The organism is Amycolatopsis sp. NPDC021455 (genome assembly GCF_040640995.1).
Classification (GTDB): domain Bacteria; phylum Actinomycetota; class Actinomycetes; order Mycobacteriales; family Pseudonocardiaceae; genus Amycolatopsis.
On record NZ_JBFACT010000025.1, the window covers coordinates 1 to 21,627 of the forward strand.

The 21,627-nt window shown below is 71.7% G+C and carries 18 protein-coding genes; 6 read left to right on the forward strand and 12 right to left on the reverse strand.

Annotated elements, in window-relative coordinates:
• The first annotated feature begins 182 nt into the window (after positions 1-182).
• A complete protein-coding gene (locus tag AB0G28_RS25680; RefSeq protein ID WP_361093840.1) occupies positions 183-551 on the forward strand; it encodes a VOC family protein in 369 nt (122 codons plus the stop codon).
• A gap of 55 nt (positions 552-606) precedes the next feature.
• Here AB0G28_RS25680 and AB0G28_RS25685 read toward each other — a convergent pair whose 3' ends face one another.
• Together AB0G28_RS25685 and AB0G28_RS25690 are read right to left on the reverse strand one after the other, a co-directional pair.
• Positions 607-1,095, reverse strand: coding sequence for a DUF5130 family protein (locus AB0G28_RS25685; RefSeq protein WP_361093842.1), 489 nt, complete (start codon positions 1,093-1,095; stop codon positions 607-609).
• Positions 1,082-1,336: a hypothetical protein gene (locus tag AB0G28_RS25690; RefSeq protein WP_361093845.1), complete on the reverse strand. Its 255-nt coding sequence runs from the start codon at positions 1,334-1,336 to the stop codon at positions 1,082-1,084. Before AB0G28_RS25690 ends, AB0G28_RS25685 begins: the two co-directional genes overlap by 14 nt.
• Before the next feature lie 278 nt (positions 1,337-1,614).
• On the opposite strand from AB0G28_RS25690, the gene AB0G28_RS25695 reads away from it, so the two are divergent.
• Complete coding sequence (locus AB0G28_RS25695; RefSeq protein WP_361093848.1) at positions 1,615-1,986, forward strand: hypothetical protein; 372 nt, start codon at positions 1,615-1,617, stop codon at positions 1,984-1,986.
• Positions 1,987-2,107: 121 nt separating this feature from the next.
• On the opposite strand, the gene AB0G28_RS25700 is transcribed toward AB0G28_RS25695, so the two are convergent.
• The gene (locus AB0G28_RS25700; RefSeq protein WP_093951418.1) at positions 2,108-2,605 is read right to left on the reverse strand and encodes an HNH endonuclease; all 498 of its coding nucleotides are present in this window, start codon (positions 2,603-2,605) and stop codon (positions 2,108-2,110) included.
• A gap of 358 nt (positions 2,606-2,963) precedes the next feature.
• Between AB0G28_RS25700 and AB0G28_RS25705 the strand changes: the two genes are divergently transcribed.
• The 3 genes from AB0G28_RS25705 (at position 2,964) to AB0G28_RS25715 (ending at position 5,993) form a co-directional block, all read left to right on the forward strand.
• A complete protein-coding gene (locus AB0G28_RS25705; RefSeq protein ID WP_361093851.1) occupies positions 2,964-3,950 on the forward strand; it encodes a mechanosensitive ion channel family protein in 987 nt (328 codons plus the stop codon).
• Between the two features lie 91 nt (positions 3,951-4,041).
• Positions 4,042-4,443: a globin gene (locus tag AB0G28_RS25710; RefSeq protein ID WP_361093854.1), complete on the forward strand. Its 402-nt coding sequence runs from the start codon at positions 4,042-4,044 to the stop codon at positions 4,441-4,443.
• Positions 4,443-5,993 (forward strand): glycoside hydrolase family 13 protein, encoded by a 1,551-nt coding sequence (locus AB0G28_RS25715; RefSeq protein ID WP_361093857.1) that lies wholly within the window; start codon positions 4,443-4,445, stop codon positions 5,991-5,993. Before AB0G28_RS25710 ends, AB0G28_RS25715 begins: the two co-directional genes overlap by 1 nt.
• Here the strand turns inward: AB0G28_RS25715 and AB0G28_RS25720 are convergent.
• The 8 genes from AB0G28_RS25720 to AB0G28_RS25755 form a co-directional block, all read right to left on the reverse strand.
• The gene (locus AB0G28_RS25720; RefSeq protein ID WP_361093860.1) at positions 5,987-6,433 is read right to left on the reverse strand and encodes a hypothetical protein; all 447 of its coding nucleotides are present in this window, start codon (positions 6,431-6,433) and stop codon (positions 5,987-5,989) included. The two genes, AB0G28_RS25715 and AB0G28_RS25720, sit on opposite strands and share 7 nt — an antisense overlap.
• A 51-nt stretch (positions 6,434-6,484) precedes the next feature.
• Positions 6,485-6,733, reverse strand: coding sequence for a hypothetical protein (locus tag AB0G28_RS25725; protein ID WP_361093863.1), 249 nt, complete (start codon positions 6,731-6,733; stop codon positions 6,485-6,487).
• A gap of 53 nt (positions 6,734-6,786) precedes the next feature.
• Positions 6,787-7,422: a hypothetical protein gene (locus tag AB0G28_RS25730; RefSeq protein WP_361093866.1), complete on the reverse strand. Its 636-nt coding sequence runs from the start codon at positions 7,420-7,422 to the stop codon at positions 6,787-6,789.
• On the reverse strand, positions 7,415-7,834 hold the full coding sequence (locus AB0G28_RS25735) for a thioesterase family protein (protein ID WP_361093869.1): 420 nt from the start codon (positions 7,832-7,834) through the stop codon (positions 7,415-7,417). The genes AB0G28_RS25730 and AB0G28_RS25735 overlap by 8 nt, the downstream gene beginning before the upstream one ends.
• The gene (locus tag AB0G28_RS25740; protein ID WP_361093872.1) at positions 7,831-12,819 is read right to left on the reverse strand and encodes an NAD-glutamate dehydrogenase; all 4,989 of its coding nucleotides are present in this window, start codon (positions 12,817-12,819) and stop codon (positions 7,831-7,833) included. The genes AB0G28_RS25735 and AB0G28_RS25740 overlap by 4 nt, the downstream gene beginning before the upstream one ends.
• A gap of 528 nt (positions 12,820-13,347) precedes the next feature.
• Positions 13,348-15,702 carry a hypothetical protein gene (locus AB0G28_RS25745; protein WP_361094121.1) on the reverse strand — a complete coding sequence of 785 codons (2,355 nt, stop codon included), beginning with the start codon at positions 15,700-15,702 and terminating at the stop codon, positions 13,348-13,350.
• 151 nt (positions 15,703-15,853) lie between these two features.
• Entirely contained in the window at positions 15,854-17,530 is a 1,677-nt protein-coding gene (gene ettA, locus AB0G28_RS25750; RefSeq protein ID WP_361093875.1) for an energy-dependent translational throttle protein EttA, read from the reverse strand.
• 148 nt (positions 17,531-17,678) lie between these two features.
• Positions 17,679-19,688, reverse strand: coding sequence for a cytochrome c oxidase assembly protein (locus AB0G28_RS25755; protein ID WP_361093878.1), 2,010 nt, complete (start codon positions 19,686-19,688; stop codon positions 17,679-17,681).
• A gap of 56 nt (positions 19,689-19,744) precedes the next feature.
• Between AB0G28_RS25755 and AB0G28_RS25760 the strand changes: the two genes are divergently transcribed.
• On the forward strand, positions 19,745-20,383 hold the full coding sequence (locus tag AB0G28_RS25760) for a phosphoglycerate mutase family protein (RefSeq protein ID WP_361093881.1): 639 nt from the start codon (positions 19,745-19,747) through the stop codon (positions 20,381-20,383).
• Here AB0G28_RS25760 and AB0G28_RS25765 read toward each other — a convergent pair.
• The gene (locus AB0G28_RS25765) at positions 20,357-21,529 is read right to left on the reverse strand and encodes an ATP-binding protein (protein ID WP_361093884.1); all 1,173 of its coding nucleotides are present in this window, start codon (positions 21,527-21,529) and stop codon (positions 20,357-20,359) included. The two genes, AB0G28_RS25760 and AB0G28_RS25765, sit on opposite strands and share 27 nt — an antisense overlap.
• Between the last annotated feature and the right edge of the window lie 98 nt (positions 21,530-21,627).

Sequence of the window (21,627 nt, forward strand, 5' to 3'; positions counted from 1 at the left end):
ACCGCTTGCCCCCCGGGGGCGGGGGTGCGGTGCGTTGGACGCACCGAACGCCACATTGGGTGCGTCCAACGCAACCAACGCCACATTGGGGCGCTTTGGCGCGGTAGGCTCGGCCTCGAGCGGGTGCGGCGTCGGAACGCCCGCTCGGTGATCGTCCGTGGCGCACTCTTCGAGGAGTCGCCGTGATCACATTCGCCGGGATGAGCCTGCCGGTCACCAGTCTCGACCGCTCGGTCCCCTTCTACACCTCGCTCGGGTTCACCACCGAGGTCCGCACGGACCGGTTCGCACTGCTGCGCCTGGGCGAGAGCACCCTGGGTCTGCTGGAGCTGGGCGCGGTCGTGGCCCAGGAGGACGCGCGCGTGCGGCGGCTGCGCACCTTCGTGCAGGTCGAGCTGCTTGCCGACGACATCGACCAGCTGTACGCCGAGTTCGTGGCCCGTGGGGTCGCCGTGCACAGCCCGCCGCGTGACCGCGGGTTCGAGCGGCAGCTGCAGCTGCGGGACCCGGATGGGTTCACCGTCGAGTTCGCCGACCACAGCCCTCGCTGAACGACAAGAGCCCCGCACCTCACCCGAGGTGCGGGGCTCTTGCGATGCCCGAAGATCAGCGGGGCGCGGGGCCCGCCTGGTCGGACAGCATGCGCAGCGCGTTCACCAGGCCGTTGACCAGTCCGCGGACCAGGTCGCCCTCCTTGAACGACGCCACCATGCTGGCCACCGCCAGCTTGGCGCCGCGGTCGGGGAGGCGCACGTGCGCCGTCTTCCCCGTGACGATCTCGATCTTGCGCTCACCCGGGGAGACCGCGATCAGGACCGCGTTCGCCGGGGCGGCCGTCGTCGAGTGCAGCTTCTCCGCCGTCGACCGGCTGTCCTCGCCCAGCTCGCCGAGGTACAGGCTGAAGTCCAGGCCGGTCTCGCGGCTCGCGAACGTCAGCGCCTCGTCGAGGCGGGCCAGCTGCCGGGTGTTGAACGGCCCGGCCGGCGCCGCCGGCTCGTACATCTTCGCGGCCGACAGGCGGCCGCTGTTCGTGATGGCCTCGCCGTAGCCCAGCTCGGACTCGTCGACGCGCTTCGTCAGCTCACCAGTTGCCACGAGCGCCTCCCGCCGCGGTCGGGGCGCCCTCGGGCGCGTTGTTCTCAGCGCCGGCGTGCCGGTGCCCCTCGCCGACCCCTTCGGGGTTGGCGCTCCACCACATGGCCGGGTACTCCCAGGCCTGGCCGGACCGGTACCGCGGGGCGCCGCCGGACCTGCGCCGGAGCGTCAGGAGCCCGGCGAGACCGTAGATGGCCAGCGGGATCACGGCGAAGACCACGATCGTCTCGACAAGGTTCACGGCGCTGAGCGTATCGGATGACCTCCACGGCCACCGCGTGTGCCGCACTCGACCGTTCGTCGTAAGCCAAGTGCCGTCCGCCGCTTGGCTTGCGGGCACTGGAACGTTGGGGCGAAGACCGTCGGGCCGAAAGGTTGCAACTCAACGTACAGGCGGCCGCACCCGCCGCTGTCGTCTTGTCGGCGCCTTGAAATCCTCGTAGCTTTTTCACCTATACGGGCCTTGCGCCCCGCTCCTCAGCCCCAGCAGGTAACGCATCGGTCCCAGGAGGCCTTGCCATGAACAGCGTCCAGACCCCCGCACAGGCGATCACCGAGACCCTTTCGTCACCCAGCGACATCGAATTCGTGCCCGGAACGCGTGTGACGGCGGGCACAAGGGTTACCCGCGGTACACGCGTCACTCGCGGTACACGGGTCACGGCAGGCACGCGAGTCACGGCGGGCACCCGGGTGACGGCGGGGACGCGCGTCACGCGGGGTACGCGAGTCACCCGGGGAACGCGGGTCACGATGGGCACGCGGGTGACGGCCGGGACGCGGGTCACCTGCGGCACCCGCGTCACGCGAGGCACTCGTGTCACCCGCGGCACGCGAGTCACCATGGGCACCCGCGTCACCTGCCAGAGCGACTACACGCTCGCCGCCTGACCTCGCCCTCCCAGGGCCGCGCGCACTACCTGAGAACATCGCGCAAGCACCCGGCTCGCCCCGGCCGCCGCAAGGCAGCCGGGGCGCCGGCTTGTCCAGGGGGCTCCACCCCCGAAAGAAACTAGGCGGCGGAGCCGAGATACGGCCGCCAGAGCGGATCGGCCTCCTTGGAGTGCGCGAGCAGCCGCCAGTGCGGGCCGTGCGGGGCCCGCGGGACGACGCGCAGCCGCCAGCCGATCTCCGAGAGCAGCCGGTCCGCCTTGCGGTGGTTGCACTTGGCGCAGCAGGCGACGCAGTTCGTCCAGCTGTGGGGGCCGCCCCGGCTGCGCGGGACGACGTGGTCGATCGTCTCGGCCCGCCCTCCGCAGTAGGCGCAGCGGTACCGGTCGCGGTGCATGAGCCCGGCGCGCGTGAGCGGCACCTTGGCCCGGTAGGGTACCCGCACGTACGTGCTGAGGCGGATCACCGAAGGCACCGGCAGCGAAACCTTCGCCGAATGCAACTCGGTCCCGCCGGGGTCACCGTGCACCACTTCGGCCTTGCCGCACATCACGAGCACGACAGCGCGCCGCAGCGGCAGCGCGGTCAGCGGCTCGAAAGTGGCGTTGAGCAGGAGCACCCGGCGCCGGCCCCAGGCCGGGGCGGCCGGATCCCGGCCTCTACTACGCTGTCCGGGCGGGCGGGTCACTCCCCCTGGGCGGGTCCCCGGCCCGGCCGGGACGGTTCCGCCGGATGCGGAACCCCCCGGATAGGCACGCAGAACCACCTCTGGCGTCTCGTCGGCCATGGCTTGGCCGGAGACGCCGCGGGGGCTGGGTTGTCGGTCTGGCACTCGACCACCTCCAGGGGCGTAGGCATAGTCGACCACAGAACAGCCCCCCAGCGCACGTGTGTTACAAGACGTGTCACATCCGCGCGACCCAACATCCACTCGAAGTTGGGCTGGCCGACCTGATCGGAAGGATGATCGAACCCCTGTGCTCCCCCTGCTCACCACCGCCAAGACGCCGTGCACCGACGACGCCAGCACGTTCTGTTACCAGGTGTACAAGGTGACGAACAACGAGTGGCTGGCGGGCTCGGCGAACTGGCTGCTGACCAAGCCGCTGAAGATCCTGATGATCGTCGTGATCGCGTTCGCCGTGCGGTTGCTGGTGAGACGGCTGATCAACCGCGTCACGACGTTCCCGAAGACGGGTGGCAAGCTCCCCGCGCTGCTGCGCCCCCTGCGCGAGCGCGCCCCCGAGGTGCTCGGCTCGGCCGTCTTCGAACGGCGCCGCCAGCGCGCGCAGACCATCGGCTCGGTCCTGAAGTCGGTGGCGACCTTCCTCATCTACGGCCTCGCGTGCATCCTCGTCCTCGGTGAGCTGGGCATCGAGCTGGGCCCGATCATCGCGTCGGCGGGCATCATCGGCGTCGCGATCGGGTTCGGCGCGCAGAACCTCGTCAAGGACTTCCTGTCCGGCATCTTCATGATGGTCGAGGACCAGTACGGCGTGGGCGACGTCGTCGACGTCGGCTCGGCGACCGGCACCGTCGAGGCCGTCGGCCTGCGGATCACGACGCTGCGCGACCTCAAGGGCACGGTCTGGTACGTCCGCAACGGCGAGATCCTCCGGGTCGGCAACTCGAGCCAGGGCTTCGCGGTCGCGGTGGTCGACGTCCCGCTCGGCTACACGGCCGACGTCGAACGCGCGACGACGGTCCTCGGCGAGGCGGCCGCGGCTGCCACGGAAAGCGAGGCGCTGAAGGACAACGTCCTGGAGCCGCCCGAGATGCTGGGTGTGGAAAGCGTCACCCCGGAAGGCCTGGAGCTGCGCCTGACCGTGAAGGTGCGGCCGGGCAAGCAGTGGGCGGTCCAGCGGGCCCTGCGCGCCCAGCTGCTGGCGGCGCTGGAGGAGGCGGGCTTCGACCCGCCGCTCGGCAGGCTGTTCCCGAGCTCGGCCCCGGTGGTCGAGAAGTAACGCCAGGCGCCGCCGTTACGCTGGGAAGCGGGTTCGCGACGGTCCGGCAAGGACCGGACCGGGCATCGGGAACCCGCACCCCCAGGGCAAAATGGAAGGCGTGGCTGCAGTGAGCGAACCGGCGAACCTCTACGAAGCGATCGGCGGCGAACCGACGTTCCGCCGGATCGTCGGGCGGTTCTACGAAGAGGTCGCCCGCGACGAGATCCTCCGCCCGCTCTACCCGGAGGAAGACCTCGGCCCGGCCGAAGAGCGCTTCCGGCTGTTCCTCATGCAGTACTGGGGCGGCCCGCACACCTACTCCGACCGGCGCGGCCACCCGCGGCTGCGGATGCGGCACGCGCCGTTCAAGATCGGCCCGATCGAGCGGGACGCCTGGCTGCGCTGCATCCGGATCGCCGTCGACGAAGAGAACCTCGAAGAGCCGTACCGGCAGCAGCTGTGGGCGTACCTGGAGATGGCCGCGCACAGCATGATGAACAGCTTCGTCTGATGGGCGGGGCCTGGTGGCGCGATGCCGTCTTCTACCAGGTCTACGTACGCTCGTTCGCCGACTCGGACGGCGACGGCGTCGGAGACCTGGAAGGCATCCACTCCCGGCTCGGTTACCTGGAGCTGCTGGGCGTCGACGCGCTGTGGCTGACGCCGTTCTACCGCTCCCCCATGGCCGACCACGGCTACGACATCGCCGACCCGCGCGACGTCGATCCGATGTTCGGCACCCTCGGCGATTTCGACGTGCTGCTCACCGAAGCGCACAAGCGCGGCATCAAGGTCACCGTCGACGTGGTGCCGAACCACACCAGCAACCAGCACGCCTGGTTCAAGTCGGCGATGGCCGCCGCGCCGGGCAGCCCGGAACGTGACCGCTACATCTTCCGCGACGGCGTCGGGCCGAAGGGCGAGGACCCGCCGAACAACTGGGTCAGCGCGTTCGGCGGGCCGGCCTGGACGCGCGTGCCGGACGGGCAGTGGTACCTGCACCTGTTCGCGCCGCAGCAGCCGGACCTCAACTGGACCAACCCGGAGGTCGCCGCCGATCTGGAGCGGACGCTGCGGTTCTGGCTCGAGCGCGGTGTCGACGGCTTCCGCATCGACGTCGCGCACGGCATGGCGAAGCCGCCCGGCCTGCCGGACATGGATCCGCGCGCGGACCCGCTGGGGCCGAGCCTCTACTACGACCCGCGCTGGGACCACGACGGCGTCCACGAGATCCACCAGATGATCCGCAAGGTGCTCGACGAGTTCCCGGACGCGATGGCGGTCGGCGAGATCTGGGTGACCGACGAGGAACGGCTGTCGCGCTACCTGCGGCCCGACGAGCTGCACCTGGCGTTCAACTTCCGCCTGGTGCTGACCCACTTCGACGCCGACGCGATGCGCACGGCCATCGAGCGGTCCCTGACTGTGCCGGCCCGGGTGGGCGCGCCGGCGACGTGGACGCTGGGCAACCACGACGTCTGGCGGCAGGTCAGCCGGTACGGGGGCGGTGCTTCCGGGGTGCGCCGCGCGCGGGCGATGGCGCTCGTGGAGCTGGCGCTGCCGGGCGCGGTGTACCTGTACAACGGCGAGGAACTGGGCCTGGCCAACGTCGAGCTGGCACCCGCGGACATGGCCGACCCGCGCGCGAAGACGAGCGGCGCGGAGTTCGGGCGGGACGTTTCGCGGGTCCCGTTGCCGTGGGAGGGCGACCTGCCGCCGTTCGGGTTTTCGCGGAACCCGCGCACTTGGCTGCCGATGCCGCCGGAGTGGACCGGGCTGACGGTCGAGAAGCAGATCGAGGACCCGGAATCGACGCTCTCGCTGTACCGGCAGGCCATCGAGCTGCGGAAGACGCATCCGGCGTTCGACGGCGACGAACTGGAGTGGTACGGCGCGCCGGCGGGGTGTTTCGCCTTCCGGCGGCGTGGGGGCGGCCTGGTGTGCGCTCTCAACACGTCGGCTTCGCCCATCGCGCTGCCGCCGGGTGAGGTGCTCTTGTCCAGCAGCCCGCTGGTGGAGGGCAAGCTGCCGGCGGATTCGGCCGCCTGGCTGACTCAGTAGGGCACCCACCGGCCGGGTTTGACGACTTCGGACGCCTCGGGCACGGGGCGGTGCGCGAGCTGGTTGACCCGCTGGTGCGAGAGCCCGAGCAGGTCGGCGATCGCGCGCTGGGAGATCCGGGCGTTCAACGTGGCGACGAGCCGGGCACGCACCCCCTCACGCCACCCGGCCACCTCTTCGGCGATCCGGTGCGCTTCCTGGTATTCCTGCACCAGGCCGGTCACGTCGTCGCCACCGAACCGGTAACGCCACCGCACGTAGAACTGCGCGGGGTCGACGCCGGTGACACCGTGCAGGACCGCTCGCATCCCGGCATCGACTTCGGCGAAATGCTCGAACTCCCGGTTGACGACGGTCCCGGGTTCGAGGCCATCGGTGACCGTCGCGGTCCATCGGTTGGCTTCCCGGGCCACGACGACAGTGAACGTGGGGAAGTGCATCGCCCTTGTCTAGTCGACTAGACAGAGCCCTGTCAACGGCACTGGACGGGTTCAGCCGGACTGGTTGCCGGAACCGTCGTCGAAGGCGCCGCTCGCCAGCCACGCCACCAGCGCCGCGGCCTGGAGGTAGGGCGCCGCCTGGGCGGCCGCCCGGCCCGCCGCACGCGTGCGGCCCCACCTCTCAGGTCTTTCGGCGCGCTCCGGCGCCCGCTCGCCCGGCGGACGGTCTCGCCGCCACGGCGTCTCCTCGGCACGCACGGCGTCGAGGAAGTCCGCGGTCGGGTCTTCGTCCGGGGTCATCACTCCAGCGTGCCACCGCTTCCGGGAAAACGGTGGCCGCCGTAAGCACTTCGTCAGAACAGCAGCGGCAACAGCGCGTGGCGGCGCCGCACGATCGCGCCATACCGCGCGTCCAGGCGCAGCCACGAATCCGTCGCCGTCACGCGGACCACGTCGCCCTCGACGTCCGAGTCCACGAAACCCATGCCGGACATCGCGAACAGGCAGCGCATCTGGACCTTGACCTCGACCGAGCCGCCCGTCACCGTCAGCACCGCCTGGTCCATCAGCGACGCCGGTGGCGTGCCGTGCGGCCCCACGTTGTCCCTGGCCAGCGTCACGCCGCGGTCCGCCAGCTCGGACACCACCCGCGCCGGGAGCTCGTCGACCAGCGGCCAGCGGCCCGGCGGCGGCAGTTCGCCGTGCCAGAGCAGATCGCGGGCCGGCCCCGGGTCCATCCGGGGCCCGCCCGCCACGGTCAGCGCCGCCAGCAGCTCGTTGCCCGACACCGTGACGTCGCCGGGGGTGACGTCACCGGCCACCGCGCGCGTCGCGAGACACTCGAACGGCGTCGCCGTCCAGGCCTCGACCACGCCGTCGCCGCGCTGCCGCAGCCGGACGGCCGTCTGGCCGTCCAGCCGGACCGCGCGGGCGACGAACGCCCCGAGGGTCTCCCGGTCGGCCGCGTCCGGCACGAACAACTCAGGCATCCGCGAACCCCTGCTTCAGAAACTCCGACTCCGCCGGGGTGAGCCTACGCGGCCGCAACGCGGCCGTGTCGTACGGCGCCAGCACCGTCTCCGCCGTCACCGCCACCGGGTCGTCCGCGGACGGGCCGCGGTGGACCCGGTAGGCCAGCGTGAAGCTCGCGGCGCGCAGCTCCGTCAGGTCGATGCCGACGCGCAGCTGCTGCCCGGACACCACGATCGGCGCCTTGTAGGCCACTTCCAGCCGGACCACGACGATGCCTTTCGGCAGCTGGTCCAGCCCGGCCTCGACGGCCCCCTTGAACAACAGAGGGATGCGTGCCTCTTCGAGCAGCGTCACCATCTTCGCGTGGTTGATGTGGCCGTAGACGTCCATGTCCGTCCACCGTGGACGGACCAGCGAAACGTAGGTCACCGCACCGTGCTCCGGATCTGGCGGGCCGCCACCGAAAGCGTCGCCAGGTCGAGCCGGCCGGACTTGGTGATCTCGTCGAGCGCGACGCGCGCCCGCTGCAGCCGGGAGGCGTTCGTCTTCTCCCACTGGGCGATCTTGGCGTCGCCGGACGAGCCGGGATCGCTGTGCCGCAACGCGTCCAGCGTGATCGCGCGCAGCGAGCCGTAGACGTCGTCGCGCAGCGAAAGCCGGGCGAGCGCGTGCCAGCGGTTGCCGCGTTCGAGCTTGCTGATCTCGGTGAGCATCGAGTCGATGTCCAGGTGCTCCGAGAGCGCGTAGTACAGCTCCGCCGTCTCGGCCGGGCTGTGCACGGCGTCCACGCCGATCTGCTGCTCGGCGAGCTCGGCCACCTCGGTGACGTCGAGCAGGCCGTAGGTGTGCAGCAGCAGCGAGACCCGGCGCGCCAGGCTTGCCGGCACCCCGGCTTCGATCAGCTCCTCCGAGTGCGCCTGCACCGACTCGGCCTCGTGGCCGCGCAGCAGGTCGCCGATCTTCGGCACCAGGTCGTTCAGCACCTGGCCGAAGCGCTTGATCTCCGACAGCGGGGCGAGGGGCTGCGGCCGGTTGGTGAGGAACCAGCGCGCGGCCCGGTCGAGCAGCCGCCGCGTCTCCAGCACCATGGTGTCGGCGACCTCGGTGGACACGACGTTGTCCAGCGCGTCGATCTCCTTCCACAGCGCGGGGAGGTCGAACACCCGCGTCACCACGGCGTACGCGCGCACGGCGTCGGTCGCCGTCGCGTTCATCTCCTCCATCAGCCGGTAGACGAACGAGATGCCGCCGCCGTCGACCACCTCGTTGGCGATCAGCGTGGTGATGATCTGCCGCCGCAGCGGGTGTTCGCCGATCGCGGAGCCGAACCGCTCGCGCAGCGGCTTCGGGAAGTACTCGGGCAGCCGCGCGGCGAAGACCTTCGAATCGGGCAGGTCGCTGGCCAGCAGCTCGTCCTTCAGCTCCAGCTTGACGTGTGCGAGCAGCGTCGCCAGCTCCGGCGAGGTGAGGCCCTTGCCCGCCTTCTCCAGCTCGCGGAACTCCGAGTTGCTGGGCAGCGCTTCGAGCTTGCGGTCGAAGGCGCCCGCGGACACCAGCGCCTGCACCTGCCGCGCGTGCACCGAGACCATCGGCGCGGCGTGCGCCCGGCTGACGCCGAGGACGGCGTTCTGCCGGTAGTTGTCCTTGAGCACCAGCGCGCCGACCTCGTCGGTCATCTCTTCCAGCAGCTCGTTGCGCTGCTCGCGCTCCAGCTTGCCGGTCTGGACCAGGTGGTCGAGCAGGATCTTGATGTTGACCTCGTGGTCGGAGCAGTCGACGCCGGCGGAGTTGTCGAGGGCGTCGGTGTTGATCTTGCCGCCGTTGCGGGCGAACTCGATCCGGCCCAGCTGGGTCAGGCCGAGGTTGCCGCCCTCGCCGAAGACCTTGACGCGCAGCTGCTTGCCGTCGACGCGGATGGCGTCGTTGGCCTTGTCGCCCGCCGCGGCGTGGCTTTCGGTCTCCGCCTTGACGTAGGTGCCGATGCCGCCGTTCCACAGCAGCTCGACCGGGGCCAGCAGGATGGCCTGGATGAGGTCCATCGGCGCCAGCGCGGTGACGTTCTCGTCGAGGCCGAGAGCTTCGCGGACCTGCGGGCTGATCGGGACCGACTTCGCCGTGCGCGGGTAGATCCCGCCGCCTTCGCTGATCAGCGACCGGTCGTAGTCGTCCCACGACGAACGCGGCAGGTCGAACAGCCGGCGCCGCTCCGCGTACGACGTCGCCGCGTCCGGGTTCGGGTCGAGGAAGACGTGCATGTGGTTGAAGGCGGCGACCAGGCGGATGTGCTCGGACAGCAGCATGCCGTTGCCGAAGACGTCGCCCATCATGTCGCCGATGCCGACCACGGTGAAGTCCTCGGTCTGGGTGTCCTTGCCCAGCTCGCGGAAGTGCCGCTTGACGCTCTCCCAGGCACCCTTCGCCGTGATGCCCATGGCCTTGTGGTCGTAGCCGACCGAGCCGCCGGAGGCGAACGCGTCCCCGAGCCAGAAGCCGTACTGCGCCGAGACCTCGTTGGCGATGTCGGAGAACTTCGCGGTGCCCTTGTCGGCGGCGACGACCAGGTAGGAGTCGTCGCCGTCGTGCCGGACCACGCCGGGTGCGGGGACGGTCTTGCCCTCGATCCGGTTGTCGGTCAGGTCGAGCAGGCCGGAGATGAACATGCGGTAGCAGGCGATGCCCTCGTTGAGCTGGGCGTCGCGGTCGATGCTCGCGTCGCCGCTCGGGGCGGGCGGGCGCTTGACGACGAAGCCGCCCTTCGCGCCGACCGGCACGATCACCGCGTTCTTCACCGCCTGCGCCTTGACCAAGCCGAGGATTTCGGTGCGGAAGTCCTCGCGGCGGTCCGACCAGCGCAGGCCACCGCGCGCGACCTCGCCGAAGCGCAGGTGCACGCCTTCGACGCGCGGGGAGTACACGAAGATCTCGAACTTCGGCCGCGGCTCGGGCAGGTCGGGCACGCTGCCCGGGTCGAGCTTGATCGCCAGGTACGGCCGCGGCTTCCCGTCGGCGTCCGTCACGTGGTAGTTCGTGCGCAGCGTGGCCCGGATGACGGCCATCAGGCGGCGCAGGATGCGGTCCTCGTCGAGGCTGGTGACCTCGTCGATCATCGCGCTCAGCTCGCTCGTCAGCGCCTCGGTCGCGGACTCGCGGTCGGCGTCGGAGAGCTGCGGGTCGAACCGGGCTTCGAACAGCCGCAGGAGCTTGGTGGCGACCTGGGTGTGGTGCAGCAGCGTGTTCTGGATGTAGTCCTGGGAGAACGCGCTGCCGGCCTGGCGCAGGTACCGCGAGTACGCGCGCAGCACGGCGGCCTGCCGCCAGGTGAGGCCGGCCCGCAGGACGAGCCCGTTGAGGCCGTCGACCTCGGCGTCGCCCCGCCAGGCGGCTTCGAAGGCGTCCTGGAACCGGCCGCGCAGCTCGGCGACGGCGTGGTCGTCCGACTCGTCGAGCATCTTCTGGTCGACCCGCAGGCCGAAGTCGTAGATCCAGCAGGCACCGCCGTCTTCGCGGTGCAGCTCGTACGGCCGCTCGTCGACGACCTCGACGCCCATCGCCTGCAGCACGGGGAGCACCTTCGACAGGGTCACGCCCTCGCCGCGCAGGTAGAGCTTGAAGCGCCGCTCCGACGGCCCGGCGTCGGCGGGCTGGTAGAACGACAGGGCCAGGTCGCCTTCGTCGACCAGCGAGTCGAGCGAGCGGAGGTCGGCCAGCGCCTCTTCGGCGGTGAAGTCCTCCTTGTAGCCCTCGGGGAACACGCCCGCGTAGCGCTGGCCCTGCTCGGTGGCCGACTCCTCGCCGACGATCCCGACCGCGACGCCGCCGTCGGCGCGCTCCCGGCGTTCGTCGAGGACCGCCTCGACCATCCGGTCGTCCCAGGTGCGGACGGCGTCGTTCAGCCGGTCCTGGATCTTGAGGGTGTCCGGCTCCAGCCGGCGCGCCGGGTCGGTGTGGACGACGAAGTGCACCTGCGCCAGCACGGTCTCGCCGATCCGCGCGCTGTACTCGAGCTGGGTGCCTTCGAGCTCTTCCAGCAGGACTTCCTGCATGGCCAGCCGCGAACGCGTCGTGTAGCGGTCGCGCGGGAGGTAGACGAGGCAGGAGTAGAAGCGGCCGTACGGGTCGCGGCGCAGGAACAGCCGCAGCCGGCGGCGGTCGGCGAGCGTGATCGCGCCGGTCGTCGTCGAGTACAGCGAGTCGGTGTCGGCCGAGAACAGGTCGGCGCGCGGCCAGTTCTGCAGGATCTCGAGCATCCGCTGGCCGGAAAAGGACTCGATCGGGAAGCCGGCGCGGTGGATGACCTCGCGGACCCGCTTGCACACCACCGGGATGTCGAGGACGTTCTCGTGCAGCGCGGTGGTGGTGAACATGCCGAGGAAGCGGTGCTCGCCGGTGACGTTGCCGTCGGCGTCGAACGTCTTCACGCCGACGTAGTACGGGTAGACCGGCCGGTGCACGGTCGAGGGCGCGCTCGCCTGGGTCAGCACCAGCAGCGTCGGCGCCAGCGCGGTGGCGGCGGTGTCCGGGCCCGCGGTCAGGCCGCGGGCGGCGAGGCTGTCCTGGCGCAGCACGCCCAGGCCGGACGCCAGGACCGCGCGCAGGGCGGGCTCGTCGGAATCCGGGTGCGGGTTGTCGACCAGCTCGTAGCGCCGGTAGCCGAGGAACGTGAAGTGACCGTCGGCCAGCCAGCGCAGCAGCCGCGCGCCTTCGGCGACCTCGGCCTGGGGCAGCTTCGGCGGGTCCGTCTCCAGCTCGCTCGCCAGCTGGCAGGCGGTCTGGGCCATCTTGTCGGCGTCCTCGACGACCTCGCGGACGTCGCCCAGCACGCTGGAGAGCCGGTTGTCGAGCTCCCGGGCGCGGTTGCGGTCGGTGACGAAGTCGATCTCGACGTACATCCACGACTCGGCGGCCGCGCCGGTCGGCGGCTCGGCCGGGTCCGCTTCGGGGTGGACCTCGAGCAGCTCGCCGGTGAGGTCGCGGCTGACCACCACGATCGGGTGAACAATCCGCTGCACCTGCACGCCGTCGCGGGCGAACTCCGCGGCGATCGAGTCGACCAGGTACGGCATGTCGTCGGTGACCACCTGCACGACGGTGGCTTCGCGGGCCCAGCCGTCCTCGGCGACGGTGGGGTTCAGCAGCCGCACGGCCGGGCGGCCGGGCATCCGGTGCTTGGCCAGCTGCAGGTGCGAGCGGACGGCGCCGACGAGGTTGACGGGCTCGTCGCCGACGATCTCCTCCGGCGGGATGTGCCGGTAGTAGAGCCGGATGAGCTCACCGATCTCCGGCGCCAGGCCGGCGGCGGAGTCGATCAGGTCGTCCCTGATCTGCTCCGGGCTGGCCGGGGAGCGCGGGGTGCCGAATTCGGGTTCGGTATCGGCTCCGGTTCCGGGTGGGGACGAGACTCCGGTCGAGCTCATTTGAGGCAACTCTCCAGTTTGCGTGAGGTGGCACCGCGCCGGTTCGGCGTTGAACCGGACCACCCCACACTAATGCGCGGCACCGACATTCCCCACGACCCCCGGAGGTTCTCCGAGGCGCGGAAACCCTTTCGGGACAGCGGATTTCCGTGATCGGTCAAGCTACTGACGGGTTTCGTTCCGCGGGGGCGCGCGGCGCTGACCAGCCGTCCCCGGCGGGCGTTACGCGGGGGCGGGCCAACGTGATCGGTTCAGCTAACCAGGCCGGCGGAGGGCCGCGGGCCGTTCGGCGAACGCTGTCGGCCGGTCGGCGACGCCGGAGTGCGACCGATCCCACTTCCGCGGCTGTGCGGTGAGTCGGCGACGAAACGCGTTGTCTCACCGACCGGACACTGCTGGAAGTGAACCTGCCGGTGACCTCCGCGCTGGCCGAGTGCCGCGAATGACTCATTCGGGACGTGCGAGGCCGCGAATGAGTCATTCGCGGCATCGGCGGCAGTGCGCTCGTCCGGGTCGGGCGGACCCGGGTCAGTCGGCTGAGCCTCGGCGGCGGGAGTCCGGGACCTCGGCGCCGTGGCCGTTGCGACCGTGGCCGTTGCGGCGGCCGGAGTCCTGGGACCCGAGCTGCTTGACCAGCGCGGCCGCGCTGGCCGTGCCCGCCTGGTGCTCGGCGAGGGCGCGGGCGAGCAGGTCGGCGAGGCCCGCGTCCGGCGGCGGCTCGTCCTCGGAGATCGCTCGCGCGTAGCTCTCCGGGAACGGTGCCGTAGCCGGTGTCCAGTGGCCGAAGTCCTCCATCGGCTCCAGCGTCGGCGGCATGCGCAGCCGGGGCAGCCACGGCTCGGCTTCGTCGCGGTAGTCCGGCACCGACGGCGGTTCGTCCTCCGGCCGCGGCGGCGGGGCGAGCTCCGGCTCGGGCCGGGCCGGTTCCTCGGCGCGGGGCCGTTCGGCGTCCTCCGCCCGGCGCCGGCCCCCGCCCGCTCCGCCCGAGGCGGAGATGCCCAGGCGGTCCAGCACCGACCGGGCGGCCTCCGAGCCATGCTCGGCGTCGTGCCGGGTCGAGGGCTGCGGCTCGCGGCGACGTCGCTCTTCCGCGTCCCACGGCTCGCGCTCGGCGGCGGGCTCGGGCGCGAGCGGCAACGCCGGCGTGACGCGGGTGGGCGCCGACTCGCGCTCGGCGGCCGTCTCCCGCAGCCGCGCTTCGGCGAGCGCCGCCCAGGAGAACTTGGTCTTGCCGATCTCGGGGGCCGGCGCGGGCGCCGGCTCGGGGCGGCGCTCCGGCGGGCGTGCCTCGGCCGCGTCAGGACGGCGTTCGGGCGGCCGCACCACGGGCTCGGGCTCCCGGCTGCGCTTCCCCACGGGCCGCACCTCGGGTTCCGGCTTGGGGGCCGAACGCTCTTCGACGGGCTGCCGGGCCTGAGGTGGCTCCGGACGGCGCTCCGCGGCGACCGGCTCGGGACGTACGCGGGGCTCCGGGGGCCGCACCTTCGGTGGCGCGGGTTCGTCCCGCACCGCGGGCATCAGCGTCGTCTCGGCCGCGTCGGCCGTCACGCGCGGCCGTTCGAACGACCACGCGGGCGCCGGCTGCGGCCGCGACGGCGGCTCCTCGCGGCCGAACGACCAGGCCGGCGTGCGCGGCGCGGGTTCGGGTGCGGCGGCCGGCAGCGGAGCGGAGCGCGGCGGGCCGGGCGGCGTGACCGGCTCGGCCGCGACGGCCGGGTCCGGCCGGGACGGCACTTCGGGGGTCCGGGTGGCGGAGCCCCCGGACGGCACGCTGCTTTCAGGGGCCCGGGCGGCGGAGCCCCCGGCGCGGGGCGTAGCCCCGGACGGCACCGCCTTCAGCACCTCGTCGAGGTCGACCGAGGCCGGTTCCCCGGTCCCGAACTCGCCGGCCAGCACGCTGCACGCCTGCCGCCGGGCCCGCGCGTGCAGCTGTTCGGCCGCGCGCGACCGGTACAGGCACGCGATGGCTTCTTCGGCCTGCCCGAACCGCTCCTGCAGCTGCGCCAGCTCCAGCCACAGCCGGGCGGTGACCGCGCACAGCCCGTGCCGGTCGGTGCTCGCCACGGCTTCGCGGACCAGCTCGATGGCCGCTTCGCCGGCTCCGGCGGGCAGGTGGATCCGGGTCGCGACGGCCAGCCGCAGCCAGCCCATCGGCGCGACCCCGGCCGCCCGCACGGGCTCGGCCAGCATCGGCTCGGCGATCTCGTATGCCATTTCGGTGTCGCCGCGGTCGAGCAGCGTGCTGACCAGCAGCAGCACGAGCCGGATCCGGACGAGCCCGCCGTCGTCGGCCGGGTTGTCGAGCTTCTCCAGGAACCCGAGGCCGGTCCGGGCGGCGTCGGCCGCCGCGGTGAGGTCGCCGTGCCGGCGCCGGTGCGCGGCCGTGCCGACGCGCAGCAGCGCCCGCACCAGCAGCTGCGTGTCGGCGCCCAGCGAGTCGTCGCCGAGGACGAGCTTGTCCGCCTCGACGAGCACCCGGTCCAGCTCCGCCTTCCGGCCGAGCTGGGCCAGGCAGCCGACCAGGTGGCACAGCGCGGCCGCGCGGTGCACCGGCGAGACGACAGGATCGGTGAGGACCGGCCGCAGCGCGGCGAGCCCGGTCAGCGGCACGCCCAGGCTGCGGGCGCACACGGCGAGGTCGATGCGCAGCCGGGCGGCGATGTCGCCGTAGCCGGCGTGCTCGGCCGCGCGCAGCGCCGCGACCGCCCGCCCGACCGTGCCCGGCCGCTCGCCCAGCCGGACGCGCGCGGACACGACCAGGCTCTCGGCCCGGATCCACTGCTCGTCCGCGCCGGCCGCTTCCGACAACGCGGCCGCGCGCTCGCCCAGGACCAGCGCGAGCTCGGGCGCCCGCAGGTGCAGGGCGTCCGCCCGCTCGATCAGCCGTCCGACTGCGGAGAGGGTTCCCCCGGCATTGACGGAGCGCCCGCCCTCCGCCCGGCCCGCCGACGTACGTCCTCCCGCGGAGGCGGCGTTCAACGGAGCCGGGCCCGTCCGGTGCGCTTTGCTGGCTTCCACGGGGAAACCCGCCCCCTCAGTCGCGGGTCAGCTTGCGATGGGTGACACGGTGCGGCCGCGCCGCCTCGGCGCCGAGGCGCTCGACCTTGTTCTTCTCGTACCCCTCGAAGTTGCCCTCGAACCAGAACCACTTGGCCGGGTCTTCGTCCGTGCCTTCCCAGGCCAGGATGTGCGTCGCGACCCGGTCGAGGAACCACCGGTCGTGGGAGATCACGACGGCGCAGCCGGGGAACTGCTCCAGCGCGTTCTCCAGCGAGCCCAGGGTCTCGACGTCCAGGTCGTTGGTCGGCTCGTCGAGCAGGATCAGGTTCCCGCCCTGCTTGAGCGTCAGCGCCAGGTTGAGCCGGTTGCGCTCACCGCCGGACAGCACGCCCGCCGGCTTCTGCTGGTCCGGGCCCTTGAACCCGAACGCGCTGACGTACGCCCGCGACGGCATTTCGGTCTGCCCGACGTGGATGTAGTCGAGCTTGTCCGAGACGACCTCCCAGACCGTCTTGTCCGGGTCGATGCCGGCCCGCGACTGGTCCACATAGGACAGTTTGACCGTCTCGCCGATCTTGACGTCGCCGCCGTCCGGCTCCTCGAGCCCGACGATGGTCTTGAACAGCGTGGTCTTGCCGACGCCGTTCGGGCCGATCACGCCGACGATGCCGTTGCGCGGGAGGTTGAACGACAGGCCGTCGATGAGCACGCGGCCGTCGAAGCCCTTCTGCAGCTTCTCGACCTCGACCACGACGTTGCCCAGCCGCGGGCCCGGCGGGATCTGGATCTCTTCGAAGTCGAGCTTGCGGTGCTTGTCCGCCTCCGCCGCCATCTCCTCGTAGCGGTCGAGGCGCGAGCGCGACTTCGTCTGGCGCGCCTTGGCGTTGGACCGGACCCATTCGAGCTCGGACTTCAGCCGCTTGGCGAGCTTCGCGTCCTTCTTGCCCTGGACCTCGAGGCGCTCGCGCTTCTTCTCCAGGTACGTCGAGTAGTTGCCCTCGTAGCCGACGACGCGGCCGCGGTCCAGCTCCATGATCCACTGGGCCACGTTGTCGAGGAAGTACCGGTCGTGGGTGACGGCGAGGACAGCGCCGGCGTAGCGGGCCAGGAACTGCTCCAGCCACAGCACGCTTTCGGCGTCCAGGTGGTTGGTGGGCTCGTCGAGCAGCAGCAGGTCGGGCGCCGACAGCAGCAGCTTGCACAGCGCGACCCGGCGGCGCTCACCACCGGAGAGGTGGGTGACGCCTTCGTCCGGCGGCGGGCAGCGCAGCGCGTCCATGGCCTGCTCGACGGTCGAGTCGAGCTCCCAGGCGTCGGCGTGGTCCAGCTCCTCCTGGAGCTTGCCCATCTCCTCGAGCAGCTCTTCGCTGTAGTCGGTCTCCATCAGCTTGAGGACCTCGTTGTACCGGTCCAGCTTGACCTTGACCTCGCCCAGGCCCTCTTCGACGTTCTCGCGGACCGTCTTCTCCTCGTTGAGCTCCGGCTCCTGCATCAGGATGCCGACCGAGGCGCCGGGCTGGAGGAACGCTTCGCCGTTGCTGGCCTGCTCGATCCCCGCCATGATCTTGAGAACGGTGGACTTACCGGCACCGTTCGGCCCGACCACGCCGATCTTGGCGCCGGGGTAGAACGCGGTGCTGACGTCGTCGAGGATGACCTTGTCCCCGACGGTCTTGCGCACCTTCTTCATGGTGTAGATGAACTCGGCCATACCCACGATCGTAGAGCGCGCTTGATCGCGCCTCGACGCCGGTCACCGTCGGACTACCGAAAGTCAGCCCGAGATCACGGCGACAGTACCGAAACCGCCGTTTTCCCGGGATCCGGACCCGGTCTCAGCCTCAACCACAAGTCGAGACTCAGTCCGCTCGCTTGCCTTCGGCGAGGTTCTTCAGCATCGCGTTGTAGGCGTTCAGCTCTTCGTCGCCGGTCGCCGCTTCGCGCCTGTCACGCCGCTTCGCCTCGCGCTCGTCCTGTCGGGCCCACTGCACCAGCAGCGCGACCAGCACGAGCAGCACCGGGACCTCGCCGGCGGCCCAGGCGATGCCTCCGCCGAGCCGCTGGTCGGTGAGCAGGTCGGTGACCCACGGCAGGTGCAGCTGGCCGTAGAAGGCCTGCCCGATCACGGTCTGCTTGCTCATCAGGATGACGCCGAAGAACGCGTGGAACGGCATCGCGGCGAACATCATGCCGAGCCGGCCGAGGTACGGGATGCGCCGCGGCGACGGGTCGACGCCGATCACCGGCCAGTAGAAGACGTACCCGGCGAGCAGGAAGTGCGCGTTCATCACCAGGTGCGCCCAGTGGTACTGCAGCGCGTTGTCGAACAGGCCGGAGAAGTACAGCGCGTAGAACGAGCCGACGAACAGCAGCAGCGCGACCACCGGGTGGGTGAGGAACCGCGACACCGGGGAGTGCACGAAGGCGACGAGCCACTCGCGCGGCCCGGGCGGGGCGTCCTTGCCCGCGGCCGGCAGGGCGCGCAGCGCGAGCGTCACCGGTCCGCCGAGCACGAACAGCACCGGCGCCACCATCGACAGGAGCATGTGGTTGCCCATGTGGACGCTGAACATCGCGGGCGCGTAGCGGCCGATGCCCGACGACGTCGCGAGCAGCAGCACCACGCAGCCGGCGATCCAGGCGACCGTGCGGCCCACCGGCCAGGTGTCGCCGCGGCGCAGCAGCCGCTGGACCCCGGCCAGGTACAGCGCGCCCACGACGAGAGCGAGGGTCCCGTAGATCAAGTCGAAGCGGGTGTCGAAGAGCAGCCGCCACACGGTCGGCGCGCCGTCGAGGTCGTAGCCGATCAGCAGCTCGGTGGTGGACGGCTGGGTGATCGCGTCCGCCGGTGGCGGCGTCCTGGCCAGCCCGGTCGCGATGCCGATCGTGACGAACATGATCAGGATCTCGACCGCGGCCAGGCGGAGCAGCTGCCCGCCGCCCTTGCCGTCGACGAGGTCGGCGACACCCTTCTGGCGCTGCTGGTGACCGAAGACCCCGAGCAGCAGCAGCGCGACCGCCTTGGCGACGACGAGCAGGCCGTAGTCGGTGGTGAACAGGTCGTTCAGGCCGATCCGGACCAGCGCGTTGACCGCGCCGGAGAGCGCCATCACGATCCAGCACACCAGAGCCAGCTTCGAAAACCGCTGCGCGGCCAGGCTCAGGTGGTTCCCGCGGCGGTAGCCGAGCGCCAGCACCGCGACCAGCCCGCCGACCCACAGCGACGCGGCGACCAGGTGGAACAGCAGGCTGTTGGTGGCGACGTCGTGCGAGCCGCCGCTGGCAGAGTGCCCGGTGACCGCGACCGGCACGAGCCCGGCGACGGCCAGGCCGAACAGCACCGCCGTCCAGCCCCACGACAGCGCGAGCCGGCAGCCCAGCGCGATGAGGATCGCGATCAGCGCCGTCCACAGCCAGGCCTTCGGCTGTTCGATGGCGCCGACGAGGTCGAGCAGCGTCTGCGGGTCGAGGACCTCGGCGAACGGCTTCCCGGCGGTGTCGGCGGCGGTGAACGCGACCGACAGCAGGGCCGCGGCGAACCACACCCAGGCGGCGATCCCGGCCGCGCGCAGGGCGCCGTAGCCCTCGGGCGCGAGCGTGCCGGACTTCTGCGGCGGCACCAGGAACGCGGCCAGCAGCAGCGATCCGACGCAGATCACCGACGCGGCCTCGGACAGCACGCGCATGACGGTGATGCCGTACTTGGTGACCAGCCCCGGATCGGGCAGGCCGGCGATGACGTAGCCGGTCCCGCCGGTGAGCGCGATCAGGCCGATCGCGACGACGGCGGCCAGCAGGACCCCGACCGCGAGCAGGGGCAGCACACTGGCCCGGCGCTGGGCCCGGGCGTCGGATTTCGTCGCGGACACGACACTGAGGGTATGCCCCGCCCCGGTCGGGTCCGCGTGACGGGCAGGATGGGGCCGTGAAGATGATCCTGCTGCGGCACGCCGAGTCGCTCGGCAACGTCGACGAGCTCGCCTACACGCGGATCCCCGACCACGCCCTGCCGCTGACCGGCAAGGGGCAGCGGGAGGCCCGCGCGGTGGCGCCGGAGATCGCGCGGCTGCTCGACGGCGCGCGGCCCGCCGTCTACGTCAGCCCGTACCTGCGCACGCGGGAGACGTTGCGGCTGCTGGACATCGAGGCTTCGTGCGAACGGCTGGTGCCGGAGCCGCGGCTGCGCGAGCAGGACTGGGGCAACCTGCAGGACCCGGCCGACCAGGAGGTCCAGAAGGCGCGGCGCAACGAGTTCGGGCACTTCTTCTACCGGCTGCCGTTCGGCGAGTCGGGCGCGGACGTCGACGACCGCGTCGCGGCGTTCCTGTCGGACCTGCGGCTGCGCGACGAAGGTCACCCCGAAACGGTGCTGATCGTGTCGCACGGCCTCACGCTCCGGCTGCTGTGCCGCCGGCTCTTCGGCTGGAGCATCGAGCTGTTCGAGTCGCTGTCCAACCCCGCGACCTGCGAATACCGCGTCCTCGAAGAACAGGACGGCAAGTGGTCGCTGGACCGCCCGTTCGCCCAGTGGCGGGACTCACCCGACGGGGAAACGCAGCTTTAGCGGCGCGGTCAGCACCACGCGCGTGCCGTGGCCGGGTGCCGAGTCGATGCGCGCGGTGCCGTCGATCTCGGCCATCCGCGCGTGGATCGAGTTCTCGATGCCGAACCCGACGTGGCGCGCGCCAGGGTCGAAGCCCGTCCCGTGGTCGCGCACGGACACCGTGATGACACCTTCGCGCTCTTCGAGGCACATCACCGCCTTCGCGGTCTTGGCGTGCTTCAACGTGTTTCGGAGTGCTTCGCGGGCTGCGTCGTGCAGCGCGTTGACGACGCTCTCGGGCACGTCGGCGGGCTTCGCGAGGGTCACCAGGTCGACGCGCAATCCCTCGGCCGTCATCTCGACGGCCAGTGCGCCGAGCCGGTGTTCGAGGCCGCCCGGCTCGGCGGGCGCGTCGCCGTCGAGGCTCAGCCGCAGGCGCAGCGCGTGCGCGCGGGCGGTGCGGCGGACCTGGTCGAGGCTGCCCCGCGGGTCGAGCGCGTCGCCGGGGGCCGGCAGCGCGAGGGACTCCATCACCTGCAGCACGGTGTCGTGCACGTCCCGGCGGTGCCGCTCCCGCTCGGCGGCGCGGCCGCGCTGCTCGCCCAGCCCGAGCGCGAACCGCATCGAGCCGGCGACCAGCAGCACGATGGCCAGTGCCGTCGCGGCGGCCGCGACCAGGGCCAGCAGGATCCACGTCGCGGGGGCCGAGGTGCCCGACACCGCGGCCATCCCGTACCGCAGGAGCACGGCGCCGAGGACCGCGACCGCACCGGACGGCGCGCCGCGCAGCAGGGTCCAGACCATGACCGTGCCCATGATGTGGGGCCAGGTCAGCGTCAGCAGGCCGGGCGCGAGCGCCGCCGCGGCCAGGCTCGTGACGAGCGTGTATGCGGTGTCGGCGGCCAGCACCGTCCTGATGCCGGTGGCGCGGCGGAAGACCCAGGCCACCTCCAGGAGGTTGGGCACGACGAAGAACGCGACGGTGAGCCAGAGCGCCGGCGCGGCGAGCGCTCCAGTGGACCAGACCGCCTGCAGGAACAGCGCCAGCCGGAACGCGACCGGCACCAGCACGAGCCGCGGCACGGCACTCTGGACGAGCGACAGCCCGCCCCACCGCCCGCTTCCGCCGGCGAGCGCCCCCGCTCCGCCGAGCAGCACAACCCTCACGACGTCCTCCCCGGATCAAGGCGCCCCCGCCTTGATCAGCCGACCTGAAATTGAAACGTCGCCGTATTCATTTCAGTTTACCGCCCGGATCAGCTTGC